This is a genomic window from Plantibacter sp. MDV22-iso1, assembly GCF_058408345.1.
In genome coordinates, this window is record NZ_JBZVDY010000005.1 from 50253 (window position 1) to 74711 (window position 24459).

General features: G+C 69.6%; 21 protein-coding genes. 11 read left to right on the plus strand and 10 right to left on the minus strand.

What is annotated here, in order from left to right:
- Nucleotides 1-88 precede the first annotated feature (88 nt).
- From AC4PMY_RS18970 to AC4PMY_RS19015, 10 genes are all read left to right on the plus strand, one after another.
- Nucleotides 89-469: a hypothetical protein gene (locus AC4PMY_RS18970; protein ID WP_064293732.1), complete on the plus strand. Its 381-nt coding sequence runs from the start codon at nt 89-91 to the stop codon at nt 467-469.
- Nucleotides 466-1308, plus strand: coding sequence for an AraC family transcriptional regulator (locus AC4PMY_RS18975; protein WP_064293731.1), 843 nt, complete (start codon nt 466-468; stop codon nt 1306-1308). The genes AC4PMY_RS18970 and AC4PMY_RS18975 overlap by 4 nt, the downstream gene beginning before the upstream one ends.
- 162 nt (nt 1309-1470) lie before the next feature.
- The gene (locus AC4PMY_RS18980) at nt 1471-2532 is read left to right on the plus strand and encodes an ABC transporter substrate-binding protein (RefSeq protein ID WP_064293730.1); all 1062 of its coding nucleotides are present in this window, start codon (nt 1471-1473) and stop codon (nt 2530-2532) included.
- Between the two features lie 8 nt (nt 2533-2540).
- A complete protein-coding gene (locus AC4PMY_RS18985) occupies nt 2541-3638 on the plus strand; it encodes a FecCD family ABC transporter permease (protein WP_491623397.1) in 1098 nt (365 codons plus the stop codon).
- The gene (locus AC4PMY_RS18990; RefSeq protein ID WP_064293728.1) at nt 3635-4681 is read left to right on the plus strand and encodes a FecCD family ABC transporter permease; all 1047 of its coding nucleotides are present in this window, start codon (nt 3635-3637) and stop codon (nt 4679-4681) included. Before AC4PMY_RS18985 ends, AC4PMY_RS18990 begins: the two co-directional genes overlap by 4 nt.
- Nucleotides 4682-4692: 11 nt before the next feature.
- A complete protein-coding gene (locus tag AC4PMY_RS18995; RefSeq protein WP_082915814.1) occupies nt 4693-5481 on the plus strand; it encodes an ABC transporter ATP-binding protein in 789 nt (262 codons plus the stop codon).
- Nucleotides 5478-7130 (plus strand): ABC transporter transmembrane domain-containing protein, encoded by a 1653-nt coding sequence (locus AC4PMY_RS19000; protein WP_064293726.1) that lies wholly within the window; start codon nt 5478-5480, stop codon nt 7128-7130. The genes AC4PMY_RS18995 and AC4PMY_RS19000 overlap by 4 nt, the downstream gene beginning before the upstream one ends.
- Nucleotides 7123-8934, plus strand: coding sequence for an ABC transporter ATP-binding protein (locus tag AC4PMY_RS19005; RefSeq protein WP_491623398.1), 1812 nt, complete (start codon nt 7123-7125; stop codon nt 8932-8934). Before AC4PMY_RS19000 ends, AC4PMY_RS19005 begins: the two co-directional genes overlap by 8 nt.
- On the plus strand, nt 8931-9821 hold the full coding sequence (locus tag AC4PMY_RS19010; protein WP_491623399.1) for a siderophore-interacting protein: 891 nt from the start codon (nt 8931-8933) through the stop codon (nt 9819-9821). Before AC4PMY_RS19005 ends, AC4PMY_RS19010 begins: the two co-directional genes overlap by 4 nt.
- A gap of 66 nt (nt 9822-9887) precedes the next feature.
- Nucleotides 9888-10940, plus strand: a complete 1053-nt coding sequence (locus tag AC4PMY_RS19015) for a LacI family DNA-binding transcriptional regulator (protein WP_064293723.1) — start codon at nt 9888-9890, stop codon at nt 10938-10940.
- 71 nt (nt 10941-11011) lie between these two features.
- Here the strand turns inward: AC4PMY_RS19015 and AC4PMY_RS19020 are convergent, their stop codons facing one another.
- From AC4PMY_RS19020 to AC4PMY_RS19050, 7 genes are all read right to left on the minus strand, one after another.
- Complete coding sequence (locus AC4PMY_RS19020; RefSeq protein ID WP_491623400.1) at nt 11012-13150, minus strand: alpha-amylase family protein; 2139 nt, start codon at nt 13148-13150, stop codon at nt 11012-11014.
- Nucleotides 13147-14052, minus strand: a complete 906-nt coding sequence (locus AC4PMY_RS19025; protein WP_079002422.1) for a carbohydrate ABC transporter permease — start codon at nt 14050-14052, stop codon at nt 13147-13149. The genes AC4PMY_RS19020 and AC4PMY_RS19025 overlap by 4 nt, the downstream gene beginning before the upstream one ends.
- The gene (locus tag AC4PMY_RS19030) at nt 14049-15014 is read right to left on the minus strand and encodes a carbohydrate ABC transporter permease (RefSeq protein WP_064293720.1); all 966 of its coding nucleotides are present in this window, start codon (nt 15012-15014) and stop codon (nt 14049-14051) included. Before AC4PMY_RS19030 ends, AC4PMY_RS19025 begins: the two co-directional genes overlap by 4 nt.
- Nucleotides 15014-16318 (minus strand): ABC transporter substrate-binding protein, encoded by a 1305-nt coding sequence (locus AC4PMY_RS19035; RefSeq protein ID WP_064293719.1) that lies wholly within the window; start codon nt 16316-16318, stop codon nt 15014-15016. Before AC4PMY_RS19035 ends, AC4PMY_RS19030 begins: the two co-directional genes overlap by 1 nt.
- Before the next feature lie 75 nt (nt 16319-16393).
- Nucleotides 16394-17323, minus strand: coding sequence for a D-2-hydroxyacid dehydrogenase (locus AC4PMY_RS19040; protein WP_491623401.1), 930 nt, complete (start codon nt 17321-17323; stop codon nt 16394-16396).
- Nucleotides 17313-19388: a beta-galactosidase trimerization domain-containing protein gene (locus tag AC4PMY_RS19045; RefSeq protein WP_064293717.1), complete on the minus strand. Its 2076-nt coding sequence runs from the start codon at nt 19386-19388 to the stop codon at nt 17313-17315. Before AC4PMY_RS19045 ends, AC4PMY_RS19040 begins: the two co-directional genes overlap by 11 nt.
- Nucleotides 19385-20269: an NAD(P)-dependent oxidoreductase gene (locus AC4PMY_RS19050; RefSeq protein WP_064293716.1), complete on the minus strand. Its 885-nt coding sequence runs from the start codon at nt 20267-20269 to the stop codon at nt 19385-19387. The genes AC4PMY_RS19045 and AC4PMY_RS19050 overlap by 4 nt, the downstream gene beginning before the upstream one ends.
- Before the next feature lie 145 nt (nt 20270-20414).
- On the opposite strand from AC4PMY_RS19050, the gene AC4PMY_RS19055 reads away from it, so the two are divergent.
- Complete coding sequence (locus tag AC4PMY_RS19055) at nt 20415-21239, plus strand: hydroxypyruvate isomerase family protein (protein ID WP_064293715.1); 825 nt, start codon at nt 20415-20417, stop codon at nt 21237-21239.
- Here AC4PMY_RS19055 and AC4PMY_RS19060 read toward each other — a convergent pair.
- The 3 genes from AC4PMY_RS19060 to AC4PMY_RS19070 all read right to left on the minus strand — a co-directional run.
- Nucleotides 21209-22156 (minus strand): amidohydrolase family protein, encoded by a 948-nt coding sequence (locus tag AC4PMY_RS19060; RefSeq protein WP_231884248.1) that lies wholly within the window; start codon nt 22154-22156, stop codon nt 21209-21211. The two genes, AC4PMY_RS19055 and AC4PMY_RS19060, sit on opposite strands and share 31 nt — an antisense overlap.
- Nucleotides 22149-23459 (minus strand): MFS transporter, encoded by a 1311-nt coding sequence (locus tag AC4PMY_RS19065; protein WP_064293714.1) that lies wholly within the window; start codon nt 23457-23459, stop codon nt 22149-22151. The genes AC4PMY_RS19060 and AC4PMY_RS19065 overlap by 8 nt, the downstream gene beginning before the upstream one ends.
- Nucleotides 23456-24459: MFS transporter (locus AC4PMY_RS19070; RefSeq protein WP_491623402.1), on the minus strand; the 1004-nt coding region annotated here is incomplete at its 5' end. The genes AC4PMY_RS19070 and AC4PMY_RS19065, both read right to left, overlap by 4 nt.

The following is a 24459-nucleotide window of genomic DNA, read 5'->3' on the forward strand; positions in this document are numbered from 1 at the left end:
TCCCGTCTGCGAGTCATCGCGGCAAGCCACCGTTGTCGAACATCGTGCGAGCCAGGTAGGTTGACGGCGACGTGATGAAGGGACCACCGTGGCCAAACGCAAGACGCCGGAGCAGATCGCCGACGAGGGACGTCGCTACGAGCTCGCGCGATCGGCGAGCACGTTCGAGGAGTTCTCCGTCCTCGCGAACGACCCCAATCAGGCGATCCGCGCCGCTGCGGCCCACAACCCGGCAGCCGACCCAGCGGCGTTGGAGCTCTTCCTCGAGGACCGCTTCTGGGGTGCGCGCATCGAGATCGCGCTGCACCCGAACGCCACGGACGAGCTTCTGATCCGCCTCCTCGAAGCCGATCCGCGCAAGCGTGGCGTCGTCCACCACGAGGCGGAACGCCGGCTGGCAGCGAAGGGCTTCCGCTTCGACGACGACGGCCTCCCGCTGATCGACGACGCGGGCACGAGCGCTCGTTGAGCCCGTACAGCCAGGTCGACTGGGACGCGAGCCCCGAGCATCCGTCGTCCGTCGCCGAACCGTATCTGATGGGCACCGGCGTCGTCACCGACGAGGACACCGGGAGTCGCCCGCTCTCGCCACCGCACCGTCACCCGGACGCCATGCTCGCCTGGTGCTACCGCGGCACCGTGTGGGTGCACCTCCCGAACGCGATGTGGCGCCTCGCACCGGGTCAAGGCGTCTGGATCCCAGCACACACGCCGCACACCGCGCACCACGAGCGCGACTCCACCGGGTGCTACACCTACCTCCCCGCCACCTCGCTGATCGCGCCCGTCGAGACCGTCACCCAGGTCCTGGTCCCGCGTGCGGTGCAGGAGATGTTGCTCCACCTCGGGATCAACGACATGCCGACCGACCTCCGGGTCCGTGCGCAGGCGGTCCTCATCGAGATGCTGCAGCAGCCCGCGCCGGAGACGGCGGACGGCTGGGGCGAGATCCCGATGCCGTCCGACGATCGTGTCCGTCCGCTCGTCCGTGCGATCCTCGCCGACCCGGGTGACCTCCGGGGCGCGCGCGAGCTGTTCGACGTGCACGGCCTCCACGAGCGCACCGTGCTGCGGATCTTCCAGCATGACACCGGGATGAGCTTCGCCCGGTGGCGAACGGGCGTCCGGATGACGCTCGCGGGGCGGCTGATCATCGACGGCATGCCGATCGGCGCTGCAGCGCACCGGTGCGGGTACGCGTCCTCGAGCGCCTTCTCCGCGAGCTTCCGGGCCCGGTTCGGTATGACCCCGCGGGAGTACGTGGAACGGGTGCAGGCGGACCCCGCCCACCAGCTCTACTGGCGCTGATCCACCCGGGCACGCATCGTCCTGTCGGATCGGCGACAGAACTCGTCGGTTCCTCGACACTGTCACGCCGTCAAGCACCCTACGATCGTTCTGTTAGGACATGCTTACCTAACTTCCGGATCGCCAGCGGTGATCCCACTCCCCCCTCTTCAAAGGAGCCCCATGCCGCACGCTTTCGCGCGCCCGAACGTCCGCCGAGGATCCACCCTCCTCGCCGCCGTCATCGCCACCGCTCTCGCTCTCGCCGGATGTTCGGCCGCCACCGGCGACACCGGATCGACGACGGCATCGACCGACGGCGTCGTCATCGAACACGCCCACGGTGAGACCGTCATCCCGCAGAAGCCGGAACGGATCGTGGCCCTCGGGTGGATGACGCCCGACATCGTCGCCGCCCTCGGCACCAACCCCGTCGGCATCGAAGAGGTCTGGGGAGCCGGTGAGAGCGGCTACCAGCCCTGGTTCGAAGACTACGTCTCCGAGGCGTACGGCGAGATGCCCGAGATCATCCCCTTCACGGACGACGGCCCGAACTACGAGGCGATCAAATCCCTGAAGCCCGACCTGATCCTCAGCCTCTACTCCGGTGTCACCGACATCGAATACGAGCGGCTCACCGAGATCGCCCCGACCGTCCCCTACATCGAGGGACCCTGGAACCCGGGCACCTGGGAGGGCATGACCCGCACCGTCGGGAAGGCGATGTCGGAGGAGGCCAAGGCCGAGGAGCTCATCGGCGAGACCGAGGATCTCATCACCTCCCTCGCCGACGCACACCCCGAGTTCGACGACAAGAGCTTCGTCTGGGGCCTCACCCTGAACGAGGGCGGGACGGACCTCGGCGTCTACCTCGAGTACGACCCGCGGGTCCGCATCACCGAAGCACTCGGCTTCACTTCGACCTCGGCGATGGACGGCTTCCTCGCGAGCGCCGAGGGCGACAACTGGTACACCGGCGTCAGCCTCGAGCAGCTCTACGACGTGGACGCCGACCTGTTCGCCGCATGGGGCGGAAGCGCCGAGGAAGGGACGTACACGGTCGAGAACGCCGTGGTGTCGCGCTGGGCGCCGATCGCCGCCGGGTCCTACGTGATCTACGCCGACGCCGCCAAGGCCTCTGCGATCAGCGCGCCGACCGTCCTGTCCCTGCAGTACGTCCTGCCCGGCTACGTCGACGACCTCGCAGCGGCCCTGCAGGGCGAGCCGACCATCGACGGCAAGTGACGTCGGAGATGTCCCGGTCCGCCGCCCCGTCAGCAGCGCTGGCTGCGGGCGGGGCGGCGGACGTCCCGACGCCCGGTGGGGCCGGACGCGCGGACGTCTCGCCCCACCGCACCGGGACCCTCGCCGTCGGGCTCCTCGTCGCCACCGTGGTGCTGATCGCCGCAGCCGTCGCCTCACTCGCCATCGGCAATCGGGCCATCGACCCCCTGACCGTCGTCCGCGCGCTCGTCGCCTACGACGACGCGAACCCCCTGCACCTCATGGTCATGGAGCTGCGCGTCCCACGGACGCTGCTCGGCATCCTGGTCGGTGCGGCGCTCGCCGTCTGCGGCGGGCTCATCCAGGCCTTCACCCGCAACCCGCTCGCCGACCCGGGCATCCTCGGGGTGAACGCCGGTGCGTCGTTCGCCGTGACCTTCGCGGTCGGTGTCCTGGGACTGACGACTCCCGGCACCTACGTCCCGTTCGCCCTGGCGGGTGCGTTCATCCTCACGGTGATCGTCTACACGCTCGGATCCGTCGGGGCCTCGGGCGTGACCCCGATGAAACTGACCCTCGCGGGGGTCGCCCTCGGTGCCGCCTGCACCGGTTTCACCACCGCGATCGTGCTGCGGGACGAAGGCACCCTGCAGGTCATGCGCTTCTGGAGCGTGGGATCCATCGGAGGCCGCACCCTCGACCAGCTCACCTGGGCTGCTCCGTTGATCGTCGCGGGCCTCGTGATCGGCCTGCTCTGCGCCCGGTCGCTGAACGCGCTGACCCTGGGAGACGAACTCGCCCAGGCGCTCGGGGCGCGAGTGCGCAGCACCCGGGTGTGGGTCGTCGTGGCCGTGACCCTCCTGGCCGGTACGGGCGTCGCAGCCGCCGGTCCCATCGCCTTCGTCGGACTCATGATCCCCCATGTCGTCCGGTGGCCCACAGGCCCCGACCAGCGCTGGGTGCTGACGTACTCGATGGTGATCGGCCCCGCGTTCCTGCTGCTCGCAGACGTCCTCGGCCGGATCGTGCTGCCCTCCGGAGAGCTCCGGGTGGGGATCGTCACGGCACTCCTCGGCGCCCCCATCCTGATCATGCTCGTCCGTCGGAAGCGGGTGAGCGGACTGTGAGCGTCGTCGACCACGGCCGACGCCAGATCCGCGTGGAGACCGTGCACATCGCGACGCTCGTACCGGTGCGGTCCGTCCTCGTGTGCCTCGGACTCGTCGTGGTGATCATCGGAGCAGGGCTGTTCGCGACGACGATCGGCGCGTACGAGATCGGCTTCGACGCGGTGATCCGGGCGATCGTCGACCCCGCGTCCGACCCCGACGTCCGCCAGGTCGTGACCGAGTGGCGACTCCCACGGGTGCTGTTCGCGGTGCTCTGCGGAGCGGCACTCGCGCTCGCCGGGGGCATCTTCCAGTCGCTCACCCGCAACCCGCTCGGCTCACCGGACATCATCGGCTTCGGTGTCGGCGCGCAGTTCGGCGTCACGCTGACGATGCTCGTCCTCGGGCTCAACACCTACCTGTTCAAAGCCGCCGGGGCACTCGTCGGCGGTCTGCTGACCGCCCTGCTCGTCGCCGTCCTCGCGAACCGCCACACCATGTCGTCCTTCCGGCTGATCATCGTCGGCATCGGTGTCTCAGCCGGGCTCGGTTCCCTCACCTCCTGGATCCTCATCTCGGTCAGCGTCGAGCAGGCGATGATGGCGGCCACCTGGGGCGCAGGCTCTCTCGCCTCGCTCGGCTTCGACCAACTGCTCCCCGCCGCCACGGCGTTCGTCGTGTTCGCCCTGCTGGCTCGGCCACTCCGACGTTCCCTCCCCGTGCTCGAGATGGGCGACGACGCCGCCATGGCCCTCGGCGTGCGTCCCGGACGCACCCGGCTGATCGCCATGGTCGTCGGTGTGGCCCTTGTGGCGCTCGTCACCGCCGCCGCCGGCCCGATCTCGTTCATCGCCTTGGCCGCCCCGCAGATCGCTCAACGGCTCACCCGCTCGAACACCCCGATGGGCCTCGCGCCGGTGATGCTCACCGGAGCCGCCCTGGTCGTCGTCTCCGACGCCGTCGCCCAGCTGCTCGCGGTCCCGGTCGGCGTGGTGACGCTCTCGGTCGGTGGCATCTATCTGACCTGCCTGCTGGCCGCCCAGTTCGTGCGCCGCACGTGAAAGGAACTCCCATGACCACGTCGCTCCTCGCCCGCGACCTCACCCTGGGCTACGGCGATGCTCCGATCGTCTCCGAGCTGTCGCTCGAGGTGCCGGACGACTCGTTCACGATCATCATCGGACCGAACGCCTGCGGCAAGTCGACCCTGCTCCGCGGACTCGCACGGCTCCTGCGCCCGACCGCCGGCGCCGTCCTCCTCGATGGTGCTGACATCCGTGCGTCGAAACCGAAGGACACCGCTCGCCGACTCGGGCTCCTCCCCCAATCCGCCATCGCCCCCGACGGGATCACCGTCGCCGACCTCGTCGGGCGCGGCCGGTTCCCGCACCAGAGCGCGATGCGGACGTGGAGCCGGGCCGACGAAGCGGCGGTCTCGGAAGCGATGGCCGCGACGGGGGTCACGGAGCTGTCCCGCCGGCTGGTCGACGAGCTCTCGGGCGGACAGCGGCAACGCGTCTGGGTCGCGATGGCACTCGCCCAGCAGACGAAGCACCTGCTGCTCGACGAGCCGACGACGTTCCTCGACATCGCGCACCAGATCGAGCTGATGGAGCTGTTCACGGATCTGCACCGCAGCGGCACCACCCTCGTCGCGGTCCTCCACGACCTCAACCACGCCGCCCGCTATGCGACGCATCTCGTCGCGATGCGCGACGGCGCGATCGTCGCCCAGGGCGATCCGCAGGAGATCATCACCGCCGACCTCGTGGAGGCCGTGTACGACCTGCCGTGCCGGGTCATCACCGACCCCGTCTCCGGTACCCCGCTGGTGCTCCCGCTCGGACGGCGGAGCCGGTGAGCGGGACGACGACGAATACGCCGCGGCGCCTCTTCGGCATCGCGCTGGGAGCGGACGGTCGCGGCGCCATGCTCGTCGCCGCGACCGGCCTCCTCATCGTGCACGCCCTGTCGGAGGCGGCGATCCCCGTGATCATCGGGGCGACCATCGACCGCGCGGTGGTGCCGTCCGATCCGGTCACCCTCGGGGTCTGGATCGGGGTCCTGGTCGGAACCTTCCTCGTCCTGACGATGAGCTACCAGTCGGCGTCGCGCCTCATGGTGTCGATCTACGGGCACGGCGAACAGGCGCTCCGGCACCTCACGCTCTCCCGGGTGCTTCGGCCGCAGCTCTCACGACAGAACCTGTCGGCCGGTGAGGCCCTGACGGTCGTCACGTCCGACACCTACCGGGTGGCCGGCGTCGCCTGGTCGGTCGCGCAGCAGTCGGCGACCATCGCCGCGATCATCGGAGCCGCCCTGGCGATGTCGGTGATCTCGCCCGTGGCGACGATCGTGGTGTTCGTGTCGACCATCGGGATGATGCTCGTCATGCGCGTCGTGTCCCGCCCGCTGGAGCGCCGAGGGTTCGCCGAGCAACGGGCGGCGACCGAGGCCGGAGCGGTGGCCGCCGACTTCATGAGCGGGTTCCGAGTGCTCGTCGGCATCGGCGGGCGGGCTGAAGCCGTCCGGCGATATGACGCCGCCAGTGATGTCTCACGACGCGCAGCGACGGCCGCCGGGCGGTCCCTCGCCCTCTTCGACGCCGTGAGCGGCACGCTGGCGGCGTTCGTCATGGCCGCACTCGTCGGCTTGTCCGCCTGGTTCGCTGCGGATGGGCGGATCAGCATCGGTGAGCTCGTGACGGTGCTCGGTCTCGCGCAGTTCATCAGCGGGTACCTCGCACAGGCGGGTTCCTTCCCATCGAACTGGATCCACAAGCTCGCGTCCGCCAAACGACTGGCCGCGGTCGTCGACGCCGACGACCTACTCGAAACGGGCGGTCGGCTGGACGAGATGTCCGACTCCGGCCCTGCGTCCGACGTCGTGCTGTCCTTCCGCCCGGAACACCAGGACCGACCGGTGGACGTCCATGCTGGTGAACTGCTCGGCGTCCGGCCGCCCGACAGCGACACCGCGCGCGCCCTCTCCCGCCTGCTCGGCATGCGGACCCCCGCGGAGCGCGGCAGCGTCTCGCTCGCCGTCGACGGTACACTCGTCGACCAGCTGGACCTCGACCCGGTGGCGTACCGCCGTCGTGTGGTCGCGCCACCGCACGGCCAGCGCATCATGAGCGGCACCCTGGCGGAAGCGGTCCGCGGTCACGACGCGACCGGCGACCCGGATGCGGTGTTCGTCGGCATGGCGGCGCTCGACGACGCGGTCGTGCAGCTCGGCGGTTGGTCGTCTCCGGTCGGTGAGGCGGGCAGACGGCTCTCCGGCGGGCAACGCCAGCGCGTCGGCATCGCCCGGGCGCTCCATGCCGGTGCGGACGTGCTCGTCCTCGACGAACCGACGTCGGCCGTCGACGTCCTCACGGAGACCCGCATCGCCCGAGCACTCGCGGCGCACGAGGGCACCGTCGTCGTCATCACCACCTCGCCGGTCCTGTTGAACGCCTGCGACCGGGTCGTCGAGCTCACTCCCGGTTCGGAGACCCGCCATGACTGATCCCGCCATGGAGCCCAGCACCGCCGAGATGCTCCCCGTCGCCGACGGCTCCCGCGTCCGAACCGTCGTCGGTGCCCTCCTCAGACGCCACCGCGGACGGACCGCCGCCGTGGTGGTCCTCTTCCTCGCAGCCGCCGCACTGGGCGTCGTGATGCCCGCCTGTCTCGGGCGGATCGTGGACGCCGTCGCTTCCGATGCCGGACTGAGCGTCGTCTCAGGCTGGGTGGCCGCAGCCGCGGTCGGCGCTGTCGGGGCGGTCGCGGTGACGCTGTGGGCGACTCGGGTGCTCACGGGGCTGGTGCAGGACCTGCTCGCCGAACTGCGCGAGGACGTGTTCGCCTCGGCCATGCGGCTCCCGGTGAGCACCGTCGACGACGGCGAGCGTGCCGATCTCCTGTCCCGGGTCACCGGCGACGTCGACGCGGTCGCGGAGGCCGGCGGGAACGTCGCCCCGACCCTGCTCTCCGCCGGGTTCGCGATCGGGGTGTCGGCCGTCGCCCTGGCAGCCGTCGACCCGTGGCTCGCGCTCGCCGGTCTCGCTTCGGCGCCGTGCTACGTCCTCGGGACCCGTGCGTTCCTCCGGCGATCCCGAGTGGTGTTCCGCACGGTCCGGATCCGCGAAGCGTCGCGCAGTCAGGCCGTGCTGGACGCGGTCGACGGCGCGGAGACCCTCGCCGCGTTCGCGGGCACGGACCACGCGCTCGAACGCGTCCGGGAACGCGCGGCCGCCTCCATCGACGCGCAGATCGAGGGCGTGCGCGTCGCGAACCGTTTGTTCCGATGGATCAACTCGGGTGAGCTCGTCGGACTCTCGGCGATCCTGCCGACCGGCTTCCTCCTCAACCTGCAGGGCACGATCACCGTCGGACTCGTGACCACCGCCGCACTCCTGTTCCACCGGCTGTTCGATCCGGTGGGCCGGCTCATCTTCGGGCTCGACGACATCCAGCGGGCCACGGTCGGGCTGGCTCGGCTCATCGGGGTCATCGACCTCGCAGCAACGTCGTCCGCGATGCCGGAGTCGCCCTCGCCCGTCGGCGGTACCGCGGACGATGTCGCCGCACCGCCGGCGATCCGAGTGCACGACCTGACGTTCCGGTATCCGACCACGGACCGTGGGGTCACGCAGGTCACCCTGGACGTGCAGCCCGGGACGACCACGGCGCTCGTCGGCACGTCCGGCTCGGGCAAGAGCACCCTGGCGCGGGTCGTCGCCGGACACCATCCCCCGACGTCGGGGCGGGTGCTCGTCGGCCACGCCCCGTACTACCTGTCGCAGGAGCTCCACCACTTCCGTGGCTCGATCGCCGACAACCTCAGGCTCGGCGCGCCGGACGCCAGCCGGGACGAGATGGTCTCGGCGCTCCGTGCCGTCGGAGCCGAATGGGCGGTCACCGCGTTGCAGGACGACCCGGCGGCGGACCCGACCGACTCGCGGCCGTCGCCCGTGCCGCTGGACGAGGGACGCATCCAGCAACTCGCGGTCGCTCGGGCGTTCCTGACGGACCCGGCGATCGTGATCCTCGATGAGGCGACGGCCGACGTCGGCTTGCACCATCGCGACGCCGTCGAAGCGGCGATCGCCGCCCTTCGGACGGACCGGACCGCGCTGCTCATCGCGCACCGGTTGGAACAGGCCGCCACCGCCGACCGGATCGCGGTCTTCGCGGACGGTCGGATCGTCCAACACGGCACGCACGCCGAGCTCCTCGCCTCGCCCGGCCCCTACCGCGAGTCCTGGCTCGCGCACAGCCCGCACCCGACCCAGCACACCGAACCGACCCGAGAGGCCGAGACGCCATGAAGATCCATCGCGGCATCGTGACCGCAGCGACACCCCTGAGCCCGAACCTGATCCGCATCACCCTCGGCGGTCCGGGCGTCGAGGACTTCGCGAGCACCGGCACGGGTGATGAGTACGTCCGTGTCTTCTTCCCCCACGGCGCCGACCCGACGGAGGTCTCGCTCCCGGTACCGGCAGGCGACTGGTGGGAGACGCCGGAGGGCTCCCCACAGGCACCGATGCGGACGTACACGATCAGCGCCGTGCGGCAGGACCCCGTCGAGATCGACATCGACTTCGTCGTGCACGAGGCCGGGGTCGCGGGGCCGTGGGCGGCTCGCGCCCAGCCCGGGCACGTGCTCGGCCTGAACTCGCCCACCGGTCTGTACGCGCCGCCCGCCGACATCGGTTGGCAGGTGCTCGTCGCGGACCTCACCGGCCTTCCCGCAGTCAGGCGCATCGTCGCACAGACTCCGCGCGGACTGCGGACCCGCGTGCTGCTCGAAGTACCGAGCGAGCGGGATCGGGTCGCGGTCGAGACGAACGACGACGTGACGGTCACCTGGGTGGTGGGCGGCAACGGACACGGCCCGAGCGCGCTGGGCCGACTCGTCCGGAGTGTCGTGGACGAGCGCCTCCCGCTCGATCACGGCTACATCTGGGTGGCCGGCGAGACGGTGGCGCTCCGCGACGTGCGCAAGTATCTGCGCAAGGAGCTCGGGCTACCCGCCACCCGGTTCAAGGTGGTCGGCTACTGGACGCCGATCGCAGCATGGGACGAGAAGTTCGCCGCCCTCCCGGCCTCGGTCCAGCGGGAACTCGAGGCGATCTGGGCGCCGATCGACGGCGTCGAGCCGGAGGACGTACAGATCCGGTACGAGGAGCAGCTCGAACGGCACGGGCTCTGACCTCTCGCCGGTCCACGGGTTCGGGTGTCCGGCCCAATAGGCTGAGGGCGAAAGGACGACACGGCCATGACCTCACCTGCCGGGCGCCGGAGACACGGCCGCCCCACCATCTCCGATGTCGCCGCGCTCGCGGGCGTGTCGGCGGGAGCGGTCTCGAAGGTCTTCAACGGCACGGGTCGCATCTCGCCGCCGACCGCCGAGCGTGTCCGGGAGGCCGCGCGCAAACTCAATTGGACGCCGAACCCGGCTGCGATCGCTCTCCGGACCTCGCGCGCCCAGGCGATCGGGCTCGTCCTCACCAGTTCCTCCCCGGTTCCCGAGGTCGGTGCGGCCAATGTCGGACTCATCTCCGGGATCGAGTCCCTCCTCAGTCCCCGCGAGTACGGGCTCCTCCTGAACGTCTTCCTCACGGGACAGCACGACGAGTCGGCGTTCTACCGGTCCCTCGCTGAGCGCCAGCGGATGGACGGCGTCATCCTCACCAACTCGGTGGTCGGCGACACCCGCTTCGACCTCATGCGCGACCTCGGTGTGCCCGCGGTGCTCGTCGGCACCCCGTGGAAGCCGGGCGTGGTCGACTACATCGACGCGGACCCGCCGAGCGCCGGCATCCCCGAGACGGTCGACCACCTCGTCGGTCTGGGCCACCGCGACGTCGCGTTCGTCAGCGGCCCCGCCGGGTTCGTGCTCCCGAACATCCGACGCGAGGCGTTCACCGCCCGGCTCGCCCATCACGGGCTCACCCCGCACTCCATCTCGAGCGTCGGCTATTCGCCGGCGGCCGCCGCCGAGGAGACGAGTCGGCTCCTCGACGGGGCGGCACCGCCGACGGCGATCCTCTACGGCACCGACACCATGGCGATCGCCGGGATGCGGACGATCCAGAGCCGAGGCCTGCGGGTCCCCGAGGACGTCTCGGTCGTCGGGTTCGAGGGGCTCGAGGTCGGCGAATGGGTCGACCCCCAGCTCACCACCGTCCAGCGGTTCGCGTTCCAGCGTGGGCGGGCGGCGGCGGCGAAGCTCCTCGGCCTCCTCGGTGAGACCATCGAGGAGGACGTACCGCTCGAGAAGCCGGTGCTCATCGTCCGTCAGTCCACCGCCCCGCCGCGCGGCCGCTGACGAGACCGGGACGCGTCGGGGCCGACATCTGCAGTGCCGACCCCGATCAGCGGGCGTGGGCCCACCCTCCCTCAGAAGCTCAGTCTGACCATCCCGAGCTCGCGGACGGTCGGGAGCTCCACGATGATCGTGCCGTCGGCCACGGCCACCGGAGCCGGCGTCCGCCGATCGTCGAGGACCACCTCCGCCATGAGCTCGGCCGGGACGACGGGACGCCCCGTGGCCTCCGCCAGTCGCGCGGCGTCGATCTGCACCCGGATGCCGGTGAGCTCGGTCACCGCACGTTGCTGGCCCCGCATCGCCAACGGGTCGGTGAGATTGGCGAACGCCAGCATGAACGCCGCTCCGTCCGTCCACGCCGCCGCATCCAGGAGCCCCGGGCCGTCGATGCTGACCAGACTCGATCCCCCGAGTGCGGCCTCGATCGTGTTGCCGAGCAGGGTGAGGTGATCACCGAGGAGCGTCTCGTGGTACAGCTCGGCGAGGTTGAAGGCGATGACCTGGACCGTCCCGGCGCCCGCCTGCACCGTCCCGCCGTCGTCCGACGTCGCCAACGACGCACGGAACACCGCGGGGTCCACGGCTTCACCCCGCGGGTAGACCTCCTCCATGGGGAGGTCGGGGTGATCCGGCACGAACCGCCAGTGCACGACGGCCTCGGCGGTCGGCGCGAAGCGGGCCAGACGGGTTCCACCGATGATGCGGTCCGCGCCTTCCAATCCGGCGGCGAGTGCACCGTCGGACGCGCGTTGCACGTAGTTGTTCCGGACGACCCCGGCCGAACGGGCGGTCAGCGGTGCGCCCGTGAGCTCGGTCACGAGCGGTGTACCCCCGTCGATCAGGGGCCCGGCTCCGGTCACCACGAGCTCACCGCCGCCCTCGACGAAGGCACGCAAGGCGGCGGCGGACCGTTCGTCGATCTCGTCGATCTCCGGGAGGACGACCAACCTGGTCTCAGGCAGTCCGAGCCGATGCAGGCCACGGGGGCCGACGAACTCGAACGGCGTCCGCAGCTCGACGAGTGCTTGGTACATGCCGGAGGCGGCCCGTCGCGTCCGTGCGTCGGCGAAGGCGTTGTCCACGTCCCAGACGCACACTTCGGCGACCGGGCGCGACTGCTGCCAGATCGCACCGATCTCGCGATGCAGCGTGAACGCCCGCTCGACCGCTGGAATCCAGCGCGTGTCGTGGATCCGCGCGGCGAACTTCGTGAACCACGGGAACGCTCCGTGCACGAAGCCGTCGACGATCCAGCCCACGGTCTCCTGACCCGCGTTGACGGAGTCCTTCCAGCGGTAGCCGTGCGACTCGGGCCCGACGGAGGTGATGAGCCCCACCGGCTTGTCGGGGTGGATGGACCGGGTCCGCTTCGCGTCGCGGCCGGCCGCCCACTGGGTCTCCCCCTCGTTGCGCGCCTGGTGGTCCACGAGGAAGAACGGGACATGCAGGCGGGCGACGTCGTCGCGAAGCTCGCCCGCCGCGAACGAGCCGAGGTTGGGGATGAAGCGCACCTCCGGCTTCACGTCCTGGACCGCCGCGTCCCAGTGGGCGACCAGGTCGCTCAGCCGCTCCCGGCGCCAGCCCCGGTAAGCCCGCCAGGACTCTCCGTCGACGGCGTCGCGTGAGGTCGGCAGGGCGAGCCCGGACGCCGCGCGGAAGAGTCGCTGCGCGGTCTCGGTGTACCCGGGTCCGTGGCCCTGCCACCGGTTCGCGAACACCGCGTCGATGTCGTAGTCCGCGGTGACCTCGCGTGCGACCTCGGTCGTGAACTCCCAGTTGTAGTCGCCGAACGAGTCCGTCACGAAGGTGCCCGGGTGTGCCCAGTGCTCCTGGAGCTCCCCGTCCTCGGTCCGGGCGATCCACTCCGGATGGGCGTCACGGACGTCCCGATGGACGGCGTGCGGGTCGATCCGAGCCATGACGACCATGCCACGACTCCGTGCGAGATCGACGATCTCGCCGAGGAGATCGCGGTCACCGAGGTGCCGGCTGCGGTAGTGCAACGGGATCGAGGTCGGATAGAACGCGATGTACCCCCCGGCGCTGATGCAGATCGCGGTCGACGCGGTGCGGTCCAGGACGTCGGCCCACGCGTCGAGGTCGAAGTGGAGCGGGTCGTCCTCGACGAACGTCAGTTGTGTCCAGCGCTGGTCGCCGGAGAACCAGGCGATCGTGTCGGTTCCGGTCGTGAGCGGCTGTGTCGTCGTCATTTGATTCCCGTCGTGGCGATGCCCTTGATGATGTACTTCTGCGCGAAGAGGAAGAAGAGGAGGATCGGGACGAGCGAGATGAGCGACATCGCGAACATGATGCCGATCCCGCTCTGCGTCTCCGTGTCGACGAGCGACTTGAGCGCCACCGGCACGGTGTACAACTTCGTCTTCGTCAGGTAGAGGAGCGGTCCGAAGTAGTCGTTCCACGTCCAGATGAAGGTGAAGATCGTCGTCGTGATGAGTGCCGGCTGCATGAGGGGCAGGATCACCGACCAGAAGATGCGGAACGGGCCGGCACCGTCGAGCATCGCCGCGTGGTCGAGTTCCCGCGGGATGGTGCGGATGAACTGCACCATGAGGAAGATGAACACCGCGTCGGTCGCGAGGAACTTCGGGATGAGCAGCGGGGCGTAGGTGTTGATCCACCCGAGCTCCGCGAACAGGATGTACTGCGGGATGATCAGCACATGGAACGGCAGCATCATCGTCATGAGGGTGAGGCCGAAGTACAGCTTGTTCGCTCGGAAGTTCAGCCGGGCGAGCGCGTACGCCGTCACGGAGCAGGAGAAGAGGTTCCCGACGATGGCCCCGACGGCGATGAGGCCGGAATTGAGGAGGAACGCCGTGAAGGGCGTCCCCAGGGAGTCCCATCCGTCCCGGTAGTTCGACAACGTCACCTCGCTCGGGATGAGCCCCGTCTGCGACAGGATCAGGTTGCTCGGCTTGAAGGAACTCACCACCATCCACAGCAACGGGTAGAGCATGAGGAGCGCGAACACCACGAGGAGGATGTGGCGGACGATCCGTCGCGGTCGGCCGGCGTCCCGCTTGCGCCGGGTCGGCGTGGGATCGGGGTCGGCTGGAAGGGCGTCGAGGGTGGTACTGGTGATGGCCATCATTCGTCTCCGTAGTGCACCCAGCGGCGCGAAAGGATGAAGTTGCCCGCCGTGGCGATCGCAATGACGATCAGGAGGACCCACGCCATGGCAGCGGCGTAGCCCATGTCGAAGTTCACGAATCCCTCCTGATAGATGTAGAGGGTGTAGAACAGCGTCGAGTCGAGGGGTCCACCCGTGCCGCCACTGACCACGTGTGCTTGGGTGAACGCCTGGAACGCGCTGATCATCTGCAGGATCAGGTTCAGGAAGATGATCGGCGTGAGCAGCGGGATGGTGATCGACCAGAAGCGTCGCACCCGGCCGGCACCGTCGACCTCGGCGGCCTCGAGGAGTTCGTCCGGGACCTGACGCAGCCCGGCCAGGAAGATCACCATCGGCGAGCCGAAGGTCCACACGTTGAGGATGATCAGCGTCCACGGAGCGGTCGCGGGGTTCTGCAACCAGCTGTCCGCCTCGATGCCGAAGAACCCGAGCACCGTGTTGATGAGCCCTGCGTCGCCGAACAGCTGGCGCCACAGGATCGCGATCGCGACGCTGCCACCGAGGAGCGAAGGCAGATAGAAGGCGCTCCGGTACAGGGAGAGCCCGCGGATCCCCTTGTCGAGGATGACCGCCAGGAAGAGCGCGAAGGCGAGTTGCAAGGGCACGGAGACGAGCACGTACAGGCCCGTCACCCGTGCTGACGCCCAGAACCGCTCGTCGCCCATCATGCGGGTGAAGTTGTCGAACCCGATGAACGACGGTGCGGTCAGGAGGTCGTAGTCGGTGAAGGCGAGGACGGCGGACGCGATCAGCGGTCCTGCCGTGACGGCGATCATCCCGAGCATCCATGGGAGGAGGAAGACGTGTGCCACCCAGCCCTGCCGCTGGTGGGAGGCCCGACGCCGCTTCCGTCCGGTCGTCGTCGCGGATTCGGCCGTCCCGGTCCGCGCCTCGGGCTCGCGTTTCATGGTGAGGGTCATCAGTCGCCCACCGAGGAGGAGACGGCCGAGACGAAGTTCGACGCGGCCTGTGAGACCGAGGTGTTCCCGAGGGTCACGCCCTCGAGTTCGCGGATCATCACGGTGCGCCATGAACCGGAGCCCGCGGGAGCCTCGTATCGGGGCCGCTGCTCCTTCGCCGCGATGTCGCGGGTGGTCGCGATCACCTTCTGCTCGTCCGGGGTGGCCGACGGCTCGTACTCGTCGAGGAGCGCCAGGCTCGGTGGCGCCCCGGCCGACAGCCCCACCAGCTTCAGCAGGTCGATCGAGTTGAGGTTGTAGCTCATCAGTGCTCCGGCCGCGTCGACGCGGTCGTCCTCGATCCCGGCGTACATCGCGAACCGGCTGAAGTAGGTGAAGTGGTACCCGGGCGTCGCATCGGCGAGTGCCGGGACGTCCCGCTGCCGGAACTCGTAGTCGGGGAACGCTGCGGCCTCGTCGACGATGTGGTTCGAGTTGGCGAAGGTGGCGAGGACCTTGGCGCCGGTGTCGGACCAGCCGGGCTCGATGCCGTCCTGCTCGCTGATGCTGGTGGTCGCGCCCGCTTTGCGGAGCTGCTCCCACCAGTCGATCCACGCGGCGACGCCGTCCTCGCTCGCGGCCAGCCTGCCGTCCTTCGACCACAGGTCCTCGCCACGCTGACGCAGGAACGACTCGAAGGGCATGTCGTGGTAGGCGCCGTAGGTGGTGCCCTTCCGACCGGCGGCGTTGTTCTTCGAGTAGTCCGTGAGGAACTCGGCCAGGCTGTCCCAGGTGAGCGTCTCGGGGAGCGCGATGCCGTCCTCGTCCATGAAGGTCTGGTTGTACCGCAGGACCGGGGAGAACATCGACTTCGGCAGGGTGTTGAGCTCGCCGTCGATCCGGAAGAGGTCGAGTTCCGCCTCGCTGAACGCCGAAAGGTCGAGGGTGCCGACATCGTCGAGTGGCCGGTAGATCTTCGCGTCCCGGTAGGTCAACACCGCGGGCGAGGGGATCCAGAAGACGTCAGGAACGTCGCGCGCCGCCATCTGCGTGGTCATGCGCTCCTGGTAGGCGGTGTAGTCACCGAACTCGGGCTCGATCGTGACGTCGCTGTTCCGCTTGCTGAACAGGTCCATCCCGGCCAGATAGGCCTTCTGGCGTTCAGCGCCTCCCCACCAGGCGAACCGGATGGTGGTGGCACCGCCGGCTCCGGAACCGCCTCCGATGGAGCAGCCGGCGAGGGCGAACGCTCCGAGCGAGAGGGCGCCGACCCCGGCGTAGGTGAGGAATCGGCGCCGGCTGACGTCCTGCGGCATGTTCGACATGGTGTCCTTCTTTCGATACGGCGTTGTATGAGTGATGACGGTGGTGCGATGACGGCGTCCCCAGGACGCCGGTGTTCAGGCGAGGGAGTTCGGGTCGACGCGGTTGACGAGCGGCTCCTCGGTGACCCGACGTCGGAGGTTGTCGAGGAAGATCGCGGTTCCGCGATCGGCGGTGGCGGTCGTTGTGGCTCCGTTGTGCGGCGTCACCACCACGTCGTCGCGCGACCAGAACGGGGAGTCCGCCGGCAGCGGCTCGACCGTGTGCGCGTCGAGACCGGCTCCCGCGACGGCACCGGAGTCGAGGGCCGTCAGGAGGTCCGCGTCGACGACGATGCCCCCTCGGGAGACGACGACGACGGTGGCTCCCGGGCGGAGCGCAGACAGGACGCGGAGGTCGATCGCTCCGCGCGTCTCCACGGTGAGCGGGGCCGTCACGACCAGCACGTCGCACCGCCCGGCGAAGTCGAGGACCTCCTCCGGTCGGTACAGGCGATCGACGGCGGCCGGGGTGCGACCGACGTCACGACGGAGGCCGATGACGGTCATGTCGAAGGCGCTCGCGCGCGGCGCGAGGGCGGCGCCGATGTTGCCGAAGCCGTAGATGCCCAGCGTCTTGCCGGCGAGCTCGCCGTGGACGAACCGGTCCCATCTGGCCCCGCGGGCGGCATCCGACCAGCGATGTCCGCCTCGGTCGAGCTGGAGGGCCAGCAACATCGCGTGCTCCGCGAGCGGAACCGCCCCGTTGCCCGCCGAGGACGTCACCGTGACGCCGCTCCCGCGGAGCACCGGTCCCACCTCGGACTCGACGCCGGCGGCCCAGGAGTGCACCCAGGCGAGCGCTGGCAGCCCGGGCAGCTCCTCGTCGCGCACCCGGCCTGCGATGATCGTGGTCGCGGGGTGGGCGGTCTCGTCGTCGAGGACGCGGACCTCGGGGAAGTCGCTGCGGATGCGCGAGCGCACAGCGTCCGCCTGGCCGCCGCGGATGAGGACCACCTCAGGCGTCATCCCGCTCACCTCCGTCCGGGACCACGACGACCGCTCCGTCCACGACCTCGACGATCTCGACGAGGAGATCGTCTCCGACCGTCGACACCGTGGCGTCGACGTCGCCGGCGGTCACATGGTGGACGCGGGTGCCGACGGCGTCGGCCGCCCTCCCGGGGAGCCGCAAGCGGGTTCCACGGACCGGGACGGTGGGACCGAAGGAGTTCCGACGTTGACCGGAGTGGTTGAGCACGTGTACGACGAGACCCGCTCGGGAACGACCGACGGACACCTCCACGTGTTCGCTCGCCTCCACCCCCACCGTTCCATCCTCCCCGACAGCGTCAATCACGAGATCGGCGATCAGGTCGCGGATGGCCGTGAGCCCGAGTTCGCGATACGCCGCGCCGACGGTCCACGGGACCTGCGTGGCCCGTCCACGACCGAGCGTGAACACCCCGCAGGCCGATACCGGTCCCGCCACGTGACCGTGGGCCTTCTCGGGCGGTCCGTACGGTGCTCGCGGGACGAACCCGTGGCGCAGGCGGGCGTCGGAACGCCACGCCAGGGTGTGCAGCCGCCCACGCACGGGCACGAGGTCCGAGCCTTCGACCGACGGCCCACCGCCCCGTTGGACGTAGCTCGACTTGAGCGCCTCCGCGTCGTCTTCCAGCGACCGTTGCCGCGCTCCGGGGAGCCAGGCGACCACGGAGCCGTCCGCGTGGATGCCCGACCGCCCCGTCGCGACGACCCGCCCGCCGGCGCGCACGAACGCCTCGAGGGCGGCGTCCTCCTCCTCGGTCGGGGCGATGAGATCCGGGAGGACCAGCACGCGGAAGCGTCCGAGGTCCACGACGGGCAGCGACTCAGCCGGCACGACGTCGACGGCGACGTGCCGTTCCAGCAGGGCGGAGAACAGGCCGCGGAACTCGTCGACCGACGAGTGATGCACCTCTGCGGGCGCCGCGAGCGGGTTCGGTCGGACGATACCCACGTCGGCCGCGGGCGCCAGTCCGGCGTACATGTCGGCGTGATCCCGGTGGAAGCGCGTCACGACCCCGGCCGGAGCGAGACAGGCGTAGTCGATGAGCCCGGCCGGCCCCATGATGTACGTCGACGGGTTCGCCCCGCGCGACACCGCCTGGAGGAGGTACTGCCCGAACATCTCCGGCTGTTCACTCGCCAGCCGGTACGGCATGTCGATGAAAGCCACGGCGTTCACCAGGACCGGTTTGCCTGGCTGCGCGACCCGGAACGCGCTCACCGACTCACTCGTCGCGTGTGGCCAGAGCGGGCGGCCGAGGGCGTTGTTCGCCTCATGGAACAGGATGTCCGCCGAGCGGCCCAGGATGAGCCCAGCGTGGGGTGCTCGTTCGGCGATGTGCGCACGGATGCGTGCCGTCAAGCGGTCAATGGTCGCCGCGGCGAACCGTTTCCACTCGAGGTAGCCGGGATCACCCGCGAACGACGGCAGCTGCTCGATCCCGGTCTCCCGGACGAAGGCCTCGGCGCAGGCGTCGCAGTGACAGACGCCGTGGACCCGTCCTCCGTAGTCGACCTCGTTGAACCCGAACCAGTTGAAGAAGAATCCGTCGACGGGATACGCGTCGAGGATCTCGTCGATGATGTCGAGCGACCGGTCCTGGTAGTACCCCGCGCTGGGGCAGACGCTCACCAGCCCCTCGTAGACCTGTCGTTCCCCACTCGGTGACCTGAAGCACCACTCGGGGTGCTCGTCGGCGACGCGCGCGGCGACCTTCGAGAAGTCCATGCGGGCGAGGAGTCGGACGCCACGACGATGCGCGGCTTCGATCGCGTCACCGACGAGGTCGCCCCCGGGGCGCTCCTCGAGCAGTGGGTTCCTCGACTGGAACGGCAGCCCCGACGGGAAGTGCGAGAGGATGCCTCCGACGTTGAGCAGCCAGACGCCGGCACCGTGCTCCTGGATGGCGTCCAGGACCGTCTCGACGTCGAGCAGCGCGTCGATCTCGCGCAGGTTCGTCTGGAACATGTCGAACGGCTCGTGCCACCAGCCCGGGCGGACGTCGGCGGTCTCGACGGCCGCGCGTGGTTCCGTGACGGTCATGCGCCGGCCCCGCCGTTCATCGAGCGGGCGAGCTCGACGAGCGCGGAATGGTCGGAACCGCCCTGGCCGCGGGCGACCAACGAGCGGAGCAGCTGTGCGACGAGTCCGGTCGCGGGAAGACCGACGCCGGCGGTTCGCGAAGCCACTTCGACGATCGCGAGGTCCTTCGCGTGGAGCTCGGACCGGAAGCCGGCGCGGAAGTCGTCCGCCAGGACCGAATCGGTCTTGCGTTCGAGGACGGTGCTGCCTCCGAGACCCTTGCGGATCACCGAGAGCGCCGTCTCCACGTCGACGCCCTGGGCCTCGAGGAAGACGACAGCCTCGGCGAGGGCCTGCAGATGGAGTGCGACGACCAACTGGTTGGCGGCCTTCACGACCTGGCCGCTACCGCTCGGGCCGACGTGCACCACCGAGGCGCCGAACGTCTCCAGGACGGACCGCCAACGCTCCAGGGTGGACGACTCACCACCGACCATCACGGAGAGGGTGCCCTCGCGCGCGCCTGCCTCACCACCGGACACCGGGGCGTCGAGCGCGCCGTGGCCCGCCTCGATGAAGGCGGTGGCCACATCACGAGCCGTCTCGGGTCGGATCGTCGAGAGGTCGATGTAGTCGGCCCCGTCGGCGAGGTGCGCGAGGATCCCGTCCGTGCCGAGCGCGACCGATTCGACGTCCGGCGAGTCCGGCAGCACCGTGATGACGAGTTCGGCACCGGTGACGGCCTCGGCGACGGAGTCGGCCACGCGGAGGCCGGCGTCCCGGGCGGCCGATCGGCTCGCATCGCCCCGGCTGAACCCCGTCACGTCGTGTCCGGCTGCGGCGAGGTGCTCCGCCATCGGGCGCCCCATCACGCCGAGTCCCACGAATCCGATGGTCGTCATCGTCTCTCTTCCTGTCGTTGTCGCCCGGTCGATCGAGCTATCGATATACCAAGACAAGAAGTGAGCTCCATCACCCCGGCGTTGCGTTCGAGTATTTCGATATACCAAACTGGTGTCAAGCACCCCGATCGAAAAGGAACGAACAATGCAGTTCTCCGCAAACCTGTCCATCCTGTTCACCGAGGTGCCGTTCCTCGAGCGGTTCGCCGCTGCGAAGGCCGTCGGGTTCGTCGACGTCGAGTGCTGGTGGCCGTTCGCAACACCCGTCCCCGAGGAGGCGGAGCTCCAGGCCTTCCTCGCTGCGATCGAGCGGGCGGAGGTCTCGCTGCGGGCGATCAACCTGTACGCCGGCGACATGCCCGCCGGAGACCGCGGCGTGGTGTCGCACCCCGGGACCGAGCAGCTCGTCGCAGACACCGTCGACGTGGTGGCGACGATCATCGAGGCGACCGGGTGTCGTGCGGTCAACGCGCTCTACGGCGTCCGGCCGGCAGGCGTCTCGCACGAGATCCAACTCGCCACCGCCGTCGCGAACCTGGGTCGTGTCGCCGAGCGCCTCGATCCGCTCGGCGTCCGGATCCTCGTCGAGCCGCTCACGAGGGGCGAGAACGGCGACTACCCGGTGACGACGATCGACGAGGCCCTGGAGGTGATCGATCGAGTCGACCACCCCGCGGTGCGTCTGCTCTTCGACGCCTACCACCTGCACAACAACGGCGCCGACGTGGTGCAAGACGTCGTGGCGTGGGCCGATCGCATCGGCCATGTCCAGATCGCGGACAGCCCGGGACGCGGCGAGCCCGGTTCCGGGACGATCGACTTCGACGCGTTCTTCACCGCGCTGGAGGCCAGCGGGTACGACGGGTTCGTCGGGTGCGAGTACCGACCGACGACCACGACAAGCGAGAGCCTGGCCTGGCTCACCGAGCTGCGCGAGGCTCAGGCCCCGGCGATGCGATCCGGGGCGTAGACGCGGTCCGCGGTGTCGTGGAAGATCGCCCGCTGCTGCGCCGCCGACAGTGACGCGGCGCTGTCGAGGTACGCGTCCAGGAGCCCCGCGTAGTCGGTGAACATCCCGTCGACCGGGAAGTTGCTGCCGAACATCACCCGATCGGCGCCGAAGAGCTTCACCAGCGTGAGCAGGGGCTCACGCACGAGCTCGCTCGACCACGGGACCCCGGCGACGCAGAGCCCGGACGCCTTCACGACGACGTTCGCGTGCGCCGCGAGTCCGGCCATCGCCTCACGCCAGCCGGCCACCGTGGCCGGTTCGCGGTCGAGGAGGACGCCCGCGTGATTGACGACGATCAGTGTCTCGGGCACTTCGGCGGCGAGGTCCGCCGCCTCGTGGAGGTTCCACCAGGGCGTCTGGAGTTCGAAGTGGAGACCGTGCGTCGCGAGAGCCGCGTACCCGCGCCGCCACAGCGGGTCGCTCAGGAGCGTCCGACCACCGAGCCGCGCCTCGTCGGCGGTGGCCGGTCCCCCGGGCTTGTGACGCACACTGCGGACGATCGGCGAGGCCGCCTGGGCGGCGACGACCTCGGCGGCCGTCGGAGCGTCGAGCCACGCCTGCGCGGCCATCGCGCCCGGTACGCCGCCCTCGGCGGACAGCTCCTCGACGTAGCGCGTCTCGCCCAGCGGATCCGCCGGGTTCCATTCGGCCTCCATGTAGACGCTCGCGACGACGCCGAGACCGGCCGTGTCCTGCCGGTAGTCGGCGGGCAGGTAGCTCCGCTTGACGGCGCTGTAGTCGCCGTAGCGATGCGGGACGAGGACGTCGGGCAGCAGCCACGGGTACCGGTTCCGCTCGAGGTCCCACACGTGGTGGTGCGCGTCGATCACGGGGCCTGCGTACCGGGCGGCCGCCAGACCCGACGACTCAGGCACGAGCCGGCTCCGCCGGCGTCGGCTTCGCGACCCCGGAGAAGTTGATCATGAGCGATGCCGCGAGGTAGACCGCGGCTGCGATGGCGAGGAAGACGAGCACCGCGGTGTAGCCACCGGTGACGTCGAGCAGGACTCCGGCGACGATCGGCACGACGATGCCGGCAGACGTGCCGGCGAAGTTCATGACCCCGCCGACGAGTCCGACCTTCTCCTTCTTCGCGAGCATCGCCGGGATGGTCCAGTAGAGACCGCCGAAGAGGTTGAAGAAGACCCCGATGCAGAGCAGGGTGACCGCGAGTGCTGCGTCGGTCACGAACGGGAGCGAGATCAACGCGATGAGGCTGAGCGCGCCGGAGCCACCGAAGAGCAGTTTGAACGAGCGGTTCCGGCTGAAGACCCGCTGCAGCCGGTCCGCGAGGAACCCGCTGAGGATCTCCCCGAGGGCGCCGCAGAGGAAGATCAGGAAGGTCGCGAAGCCCATCGCCTGGAGGTCGAGCCCACGGGCGTTGCTCAGGTAGCTGGGTCCCCAGGTCACGAGGCCCCAGAACACCATCGCCCAACCGAAACGGCCGATGACCATCGCCGTCGCGTTACCCCGGGTCACGCCGGGCTTCTCGTCCTCTGGACCACCGGCGACCGTGATGAGGTCCACTTCAGCGCGGTTCACGAGACGGTGCTCGCTCGGCAGGTTGCGGATGTACAGGTACACGCAGAACCCGATGACGACCGTGGAGACGCCGATGATGATGAACGACCACCGCCACGAGCCGGTCGCGGTGATGAGCCAGGCGACCAGCAGACCGCCGAAGGCCGCACCGAGTGGTGCGCCGGAGTCGATGAGCGTGACGCCGGACGCGCGACGCTTGGGCGGCATCCAGTTCGAGACGAGCTTGGATGCCGCTGGCATGTACGGCGCCTCGAAGGCACCGAGTCCGAGGCGCGCGAGGATGAGCATCACCCCGTTCACAGCGAGCCCGGCGAACGCGGTGAAGGTGCCCCAGACGGCCGAGGCGATGCCGATGATCCGCCGTGGACCGAAGCGGTCCGCGGCGAGACCGCCTGGGATCTGCATGAGGCAGTACGTCCAGAAGAATGCGCTGAGGATGACGCCCTGCATCGTCGGGGTGAGCTCGAACTCCCCGACGATGCTCGGCATCGCAACCCCGAGCGAACTCCGGTCGATCGAGTTGATCGTGTAAAAGAGGAAGAGGACGACGACGACGCTCCAGCGGATGTTGGTCGCTCGACCGCCACCACGCTGCTGATCGGGTGCGTTCGCGGTTCGGCGGCTGTCGGCGGTCATGGACGGTCTCCTTCGACGGTGACGAGCTTGGGGATCTGGGCGTCGCCGCGGCGGGCCGAGCGGACGGTGAGGACGAGGACCGCGCCGAGGACCATGAAGCCGGCCGAGACGACCAGGGCGATGTTCGGGCTCCCGGTGGCGTCTCGGACGAAGCCGATGAGGTACGGCGCGGCGAAGCCGGCCAGGTTCCCGGTCGAGTTGATGAGCGCGATGCCGCCCGCGAGAGCGGTGCCGGTGAGCATGGCGGTCTGGAAGCTCCAGAAGATCGCCGGGATCGCGAGGGCGCCGGCGTTGGCGAGGCTGAGGCCGATGATGCCGAGCACGGGGTTCGGACCGGCGATCACGCAGATCGCGAAGCCGATGAAGCTCAACCCGAAGGCCGCGGCGATGTGCTTCTTGCGCTCCTGGTGACGGTCTGAGCTGAAGCCGAAGACGACCATCGCCACCATCGCGGCGATGCTCGGGATGGCCGAGATGAAGCCGATCTGGAGCGTGCCCTCGACGCCGAGGCCCTGGATGAGACTGGGGAGCCAGAAGCTGATGCCGTACAGCGCGAAGTTGTAGGAGAAGTAGATGAGCGCGAGGAGCCAGATGATCGGGCTGCGGAACACGTCGCGCAGGGGGGTGTGCCCTGCGGGTGGACGCTCCGCTTCGAGCATCTCGCTCAGGCGGGCCTTCTCGGCGTCGTCGAGCCACGGCGCGGTCCGGTGGTCCTCCCGGAGGAACTTCAGGATGACGAAGCCCAGGATGACCGTGGGGACCGCCTCGATGATGAAGAGCCACTGCCAGCCCTGCAGGTCGAGCGCCAGATGTGTGCTGTTCAGGATGATCCCGGAGAGCGGTCCGCCGACCACCCCGGAGAACGCGAGGGCGAGGTAGAACACGCCCCAGGCGCGGCCCCGGCGGCTCGCCGGGAACCACTGCGCCATGTAGAAGAGCACCCCGGGGATGAAGCCGGCCTCGGCGACACCCAGGAGGAAGCGCATGAGGTAGAACATCC